The 1,998-nt window shown below is 59.3% G+C and carries 3 protein-coding genes; 1 reads left to right on the top strand and 2 read right to left on the bottom strand.

The features are described 5' to 3' along the window. Positions 1-137: 137 nt before the first annotated feature. Positions 138-539 carry a flavin reductase family protein gene (locus Q2M23_RS43505; protein ID WP_316399502.1) on the bottom strand — a complete coding sequence of 134 codons (402 nt, stop codon included), beginning with the start codon at positions 537-539 and terminating at the stop codon, positions 138-140. A gap of 297 nt (positions 540-836) precedes the next feature. On the opposite strand from Q2M23_RS43505, the gene Q2M23_RS43500 reads away from it, so the two are divergent. After that, on the top strand, positions 837-1,493 hold the full coding sequence (locus Q2M23_RS43500; RefSeq protein ID WP_316399501.1) for a LysR family transcriptional regulator: 657 nt from the start codon (positions 837-839) through the stop codon (positions 1,491-1,493). Positions 1,494-1,636: 143 nt separating this feature from the next. Here Q2M23_RS43500 and Q2M23_RS43495 read toward each other — a convergent pair. After that, a partial coding sequence (locus Q2M23_RS43495) for a hypothetical protein (protein WP_316399500.1) occupies positions 1,637-1,998 on the bottom strand: 362 nt, incomplete at its 5' end.

The following is a 1,998-nucleotide window of genomic DNA, read 5'->3' as shown; positions in this document are numbered from 1 at the left end:
CCAAGGCGGCCTCCCCAAAAGCAGCCTTGAATCTGATTTGCGCCTAAAAGGGAATCCTTAGAGTCCACACCACCTAGCGCTCTGCGGATCGAAGCACTCAAATGAAGTTTTTTCCGGCTTGCATCGTTAACTCACTTTCACGAAGCGTTCGCCGCCATTTCGATGCGCGGATGCGCCTGCGAAACGGCATATTTGCTCTGAACGAAGAGCCGTGGCCTGCCTGAATACTGCACAAACCGCTTCACCCTTCCGACGATGATCAGGTGGTCGCCGCCGCCATAGGTCGTCTCGGTGTCGCACTCAAGGAAGGCTACGACGCCGGACAGCACCGGGCATCCCTTGTTTCCCCTGGACCACTCCACGCCAGCGAACTTGTCGCTCGACTTGCTCGAAAACTGTTGCGATAGCGCGATCTGGTCTTCGCCCAGGACGTTGATGGTGAAGTGCGAGGCCCGCTCGAAGACCGCGAAGCTGCGGGATGTGCGCGAGATTGACCAGAGCACGAGCGGGCGGCGAGCGACACGGAAGCGATCGAACACGCTGTGACGCCGGCAAGCCGCCCCTCGTGCTGCGTGGCGACGACCGTCACGCCCGTGCCGAATTGGCCCAGGCAAGTCCTGAATGCCCTGGAATCGACATCCGGCTTTCCTTCGTTGAGCACAGAGGATTCCAACGGTACATCCTGCATTTCGCACCTCACTTCATTACAAGCAACATTTTCATTCCGCAGTATTGCAACGTGCGGAATTGCGGTAAAGCGATTTAAACTTGCCTTAGAATGAGTTTTATGAGACCTCCCGAGGAGATCGCCCGCGGCACGTATCCGGACCACGAACATGGCCGCGCTCACTGCGTTCGAAGCGGCAGCCCGTCATGAGAGCTTCACGCTCGCGGCCCGCGAGTTGTCGCTGACGGAGAGCGCGGTCTCGCGCCAGATCTCGCTCCTCGAGGGCAATCTCAATGTCGTGCTCTTCGACCGAGTCAAGCATCGCGTCCTGCTGACCCGGGCCGGCCGGGTGTACAGCGAGCAGGTGCGAGCCTCGCTTCACGCGCTGGAGCGCGACACGCGGTCGATCGCGGCGTTCGGAGTCGGGCACGGCAGCGGCAGTCTGGATCTCGCCATTGGACCGACGTTTGCAGCCGAATGGCTTATCCCGCGCCTGCCCGCATTCTACGCCATGCATCCGGATATTCGCGTCAACCTGAGAATGAGATTGGATACTTTCTCATTTCACGATGAGCATTTCGACGCGGCGATCCACTACGGCCGGCCGGACTGGCCTCACGCGATCTCGGACCTACTCTTCTCCGAGCAAATGGCGCCAATCGCCCGGCGCGACCTGATCGGTGACACCATTCGTAAACCATCGGATGTGCTCAAGTTCTCGCTGCTGCACGCCACAAGTATGCCGGGGCATGGAAACAGTGGTTCGAGGCCGCAGGGATATTCGACGTCGCTCCGTCGAACGGCGGGACGTTCGACGCGCACTTGATGCTGGTCTGCGCTGCCGAAACAGGGCTGGGCATCGCGCGCATGTTGCGGCGAGCGAGTCGATCTTGCACCGCGGTGTCGTGAGGGCCTACGACTTGTCGATTCCCATGGAGGATTGCCCATTATCTCGTCTATGCGAACCATCTACTCGGCACCTATCCCTTCGAGCCGTTCAGAGTGTGGCTTCTCCAGGAAGCGAGCTTTTTCGCAACCGCATTCAGCGGCAGTCACAGCGTAAAGCCGTGCGGCGGCGAACACGCGGGGATTTGCTCTCTGCTCATAGCAAACGTCGCGCGAGGCCACTTTCGATAGTCCCTTCACAGGCTGAGTGACTTCGGGTGTATCGCAATCCGTCACTACGAGTGACACCTGGGCTGGACGGAAAGCTACGCTTGGACTTTCGAGGTTTTGGGCGTCGGAGAGATTGGACGCGCCTTCCTGGCCAAGTTCGCGTGCTTCGTTCTCGCTGGAGATAAGTGCATCCGACGTTTTGCGTATTTTTTTCG

The sequence above is a fragment of the Bradyrhizobium sp. 33ap4 genome, from assembly GCF_032654765.1.
Lineage (GTDB): Bacteria > Pseudomonadota > Alphaproteobacteria > Rhizobiales > Xanthobacteraceae > Bradyrhizobium > Bradyrhizobium australafricanum.
This window is presented reverse-complemented; position numbering and strand designations above follow the sequence as displayed.

What these genes read in the sequence shown, in the direction of transcription:
- Q2M23_RS43500 (WP_316399501.1), top strand. Translation starts at nt 837, where the DNA reads ATGGCCGCGCTCACTGCGTTCGAAGCGGCAGCCCGTCATGAGAGCTTC.